Origin of the sequence: Nocardia lijiangensis NBRC 108240 (genome assembly GCF_001613045.1) — a bacterium.
In the GTDB taxonomy this organism is placed as follows: domain Bacteria; phylum Actinomycetota; class Actinomycetes; order Mycobacteriales; family Mycobacteriaceae; genus Nocardia; species Nocardia lijiangensis.
Genome location: NZ_BDBP01000191.1, coordinates 1 through 4,418, shown reverse-complemented (window position 1 = coordinate 4,418; position 4,418 = coordinate 1). Strand labels below are relative to the sequence as shown.

General features: G+C 65.7%; 2 protein-coding genes. Both read right to left on the bottom strand.

The genetic code is table 11. The features are described from left to right. A partial coding sequence (locus NL1_RS35670) for a beta-ketoacyl synthase N-terminal-like domain-containing protein (RefSeq protein ID WP_174553524.1) occupies positions 1-858 on the bottom strand: 858 nt, incomplete at its 3' end. A gap of 57 nt (positions 859-915) precedes the next feature. Beyond that, positions 916-4,418: type I polyketide synthase (locus NL1_RS35665; RefSeq protein ID WP_218024539.1), on the bottom strand; the 3,503-nt coding region annotated here is incomplete at its 5' end.

Sequence of the window (4,418 nt, the reverse complement as noted above, 5' to 3'; positions counted from 1 at the left end):
GAGCCGCCGCGCGTCCGAAAGGCGCTCCAGCAGAAGCATTCCCACACCCTCAGCCCAACCCACCCCATCAGCCGCAGCAGCGAACGACTTACACCGCCCATCAGCCGCCAAACCCCGCTGACGCGAGAACTCCACGAAGGAACCAGGGGTCGACATCACCGTCACACCACCGGCCAGCGCCATAGAACACTCACCCGCACGCAGCGACGCCACCGCCTGATGCAACGCCACCAATGACGAGGAACACGCCGTATCCACCGACACCGCCGGGCCCAGCAAGCCCAAGGCATAGGAGATTCGGCCGGATAGCGCGCTCGCCGCGTTTCCGGTCAGCGCGACGCCTTCCGCCTCCGGCGGCATATCGCCGATCCGCGGCGCGTAGTCGTAATACATGACCCCGGCGAAGACACCGGTTCGGCTGCCCTTCAGCGTGGTGGGATCGATACCCGCGTGTTCGATCGTCTCCCACGCCGTCTCCAACAACAACCGCTGCTGCGGATCCATCGCCAACGCCTCACGCGGCGAGATACCGAAAAACGACGCATCGAACTCCGCCGCGTCGTAAAGAAACCCACCCTCCCGCGCATAACTCTTACCCACCGCATCCGGATCCGAATCGAACAGATCCTCCCGCCAACCACGATCCTCCGGAAGCCCCGCGACAGCGTCGACCTCGTCGGACACTATGCGCCACAACTGCTCCGGCGAACCCACACCCCCCGGATAGCGACAACCCATACCGACAATGGCGACCGGCTCGCTCAGTCGACCCTCCACCTCACGAAGCCTCTCTCGCGCATCGCGCGCGTCGGCGATGGAGCGCTTCAGGTACTCACGGAGCTTTTCTTCGTTACCCATGTGTGGTTCAACTTCCTAACAACACCGTGAATCCGGCAAACGACATTATGTGCGAGATCAGTTCTTGTTTTCGACGAGCGCGAACAATTCGTCGTCGCTGGCGGCATCCAGATCCACGATTTCCGAGGATGACGACACGTTACAAAGATCGAGCATCCGACTGAGCCGGCTCACGATCTCCGAACGAATCGAATCGTCCGTCAGATAGGCCGGCAGGCTGGACCTCAGCGAATCGATGGTCTCCAGAATCGACTTCTGGCTGTCCCCGCCATCCGCCAGCAACTCCCCCAGATAGTTCGTAATGCTCTCCGCATTCGGATAATCGAAAACCAGTGTGGCCGGAAGCTTTATCCCGGACATTCTGGTCAGGCGGTTACGTATATCGACTGCGGTCAGCGAATCCATACCCAGGTCCTTGAAGGAACGATCTCCGGAGATTTCCGCAGCATGCTCGTGTCCGAGGGCCGATGCGATTTCGGCGACCACGAGATCGGACAGCATCGTATGCCGCTCCTCGACCGAAAGCGCCGCCAGACGGTGTCGAAGCACTGAACTGTCCACGGCGCCATTGGCGGCGCTGCGCCGGGCGGCGGTCTGCCACAGGTCGGTGAATATCCCGCCGATGCCGCTGGCGCGCAGGGCATTCAAGTCGAAGGTCGCGGGAACAACTGTCGGAGAGCCGATTCCGATCGACCGATCCAGCAGTGCCAAGCCGTCGGCCTCGGTCATCGCGATGAATCCGCGACTCTTCATGCGTTGGCGGTCACCATCCTGGAGATGCCCCGTCATGCCCGAGGCTTGCTCCCACAAACCCCACGCCAGCGAAGTGGCCGGCAAACCCAACGCGTGCCGATGCTGCGCCAACCCATCCAGAAACGCATTGCCGGCCGCGTAATTGCCCTGACCGGGAGAACCCAGCACACCCGACACCGACGAATACAGAATGAACCCACGCAGATCCATCTCCCGGGTCAACTCGTGCAGATTCCACGCCGCATCCACCTTCGGCGCCAGCACCCGCCGCAACTGGGCATCGGTCAACGACGTGATAACCCCGTCATCCAGCACACCCGCGGTATGCACCACCACTCGCACCGGAAACTCCGGATCCACACCCGCCAACACCTCGGCCAGCTGAGCACGATCGGCCACATCACACGCCACCGTAGTCACCGAGGCCGCACCCGCCGCGAGCAATCCCTCCCGCAACTCGGCGAAACCCTCGGCCGATTCACCACGACGGCTCACCAGCAGTACACGCCGCACACCATGGGCAGTCACCACATGCCGCGCCAGCATCGAACCCAGGGCACCCGAACCACCGGTGACCAACACCGTGCTGCGCTCATCCCACATCGGCGAAACATCCTGGTCAAGCTCACCATTCGCCAGACCGACGCGCGCGAGACGCGGCACACTCACCTGCCCCGCACGCAGAACCAACTGCGCCTCACCACTATCCACGGCGGCGCCGAACACCCGCCACGACTCCGCCGAACCATCGGTATCGACCAGCACGAACCGATCCGGATTCTCCGACTGCGCCGAACGCACCAAACCCCACACCGACGCACCCACCAGGCCAGACGCCGAGTCCCCCGTCGCGGAGCCGGATTCAACGGCTCCGATACCCGCGGCGCGACGCGTCACCACGACCAGGCGCGCGTCCGCGAACCGCGGCTCGGCCAACCACGCCTGCAGCAGACCGAGCGTGTCCTCGGCCCGCCGGTATACGCCCTCGACCATCGAATCCGCATGCGAGTCCGCCGCCACCGCCGCCAGTACCACCTCCGGAATCGCGTGTCCGGAATCGAGGGCAGCTGTCAGCCCGGCCAGGTCCTCGAACCGTGCGCCGACAGCTGGATTCTCCCCGCCCGGTCCGATATCGCCGCCCAGCAGGACCCACCTGTCCCGATTGCCGGAAACCGGTTGCCGCAGTGGGTAATCGGTCCAGTCGAGCCGGTACAGCGAGTCCTGCCGGGCGGCCGTGCGACCGCTCTGCCCCAACTGTTCGGGGATGGCTCGCATGGTCAAGGCGTCCACGGTGAGGATCGGGGCGTCCTCGGAATCGACCAGCCACACCGACACCGCACCGGATTCCGAGTCCGCGCCCACGGTGGCCGGAGCGAAACGGACTCGCGCGTGTTCGGGGCCGGTCGCGAATACCCGGACGCCGTGCCACGCGAACGGTAGACCCGCCTCCCCGGTGTACGCGTCGATCCCCGGCAGCATGGCATGCAGCGCGCTGTCGAGTAGCGCCGGATGCATCAGGAACGCACCGGGATCGGCACCCGTCTCCGAGGGCAGCGCGATCTCGGCGAACACCTCGTCCGCGCGCCGCCACACCCGCCGCAGACCCTGGAACACCGGGCCGTAGCCGTAACCGTGATCCGCGATCCGCTCATAGGCGTCGGTGAGGTCGACCTCGATGGCATCGACCGGTGGCCATGGACCCAAACCCGCTGGTGCACTGCCGCTCTCGGATTCGGTGGCCAACACCGCGCTCGCATGGAGCAGCCAATCCCCGTCGTGCGCAGCCGTGACGGGGCGCGAGTGCACACTCGCCTCACGGCGACCGTCCGCGTCCGGTTCGCCCACCGCGACCCGCACCTGGACCGGGTCCGTGGACAGTAGTAGCGGAGTGACCACCATCAGCTCGTCGAGTACCGCGCATCCGACCCGATCGCCCGCCGCGACGAGCAGCTCCACGAACCCGGTGCCGGGCAACAGCGCCACCCCGGCCACCTGATGGTCGGCCAACCACGGATGCGACCGCGATGACCATCTGCCCGTCATCACGACGCCACCGGCGGGCAGCTCCACCGCCGCGCCCAGCAGCGGGTGATCAGCCGCATCCACGCCCAGCGCGCCCGCGTCGGCGGCACCGGGTGTCGACGCCAACCAGAATCGCTTGTGCTGGAACGCATATGTCGGTAGCTCCACGCGTCGGACAGCACTGTCCGTAGCCGTCGCACTGTGCCAGTCGACGGGTACCCCCGCAGAGAACAGTTCGGCGAGGCTGGTCAACAGGTAGAGCGGTTCGGACCTGTCACGGCGCAGGAGGGCGGTTACCAGGACGCCTGAACGAGACGGCGCCAGCGTATCCGTGATCGCGCCGGTCAAGCTCGGATCCGGCCCCACCTCCACGAACCCGCCTATCCCCTGCTCCGCCGCCACCGCGACCGCCTCGGCGAACCGCACCGGACGCAGAATCTGATCCACCCAATACCGAGGGTCGGTCCACGCCTGCGAATCCAACAGCGTCCCGGTCGCCGTTGACACAATCGGCACCCGCGCCGGGGCAAACGACAACCCCGACAACACCTCGGCGAATTCCTCGATCATCGGCGCCATCAACGGCGAATGGAAGGCATGACTCACCCGCAACGGCTGTGCCCGCCCACCTCGTTCACGCACGACCTCCACCACCCGCGCGACCACATCGACTGCGCCCGAAACAACCACCGCCGCAGGACCATTCACTGCGGCGATCACCGGTGCAGCACCGGTCTCGGCGAGCACCTCGTCCAGAATTGCCGACACTTCGGCCTCGGAAGCAC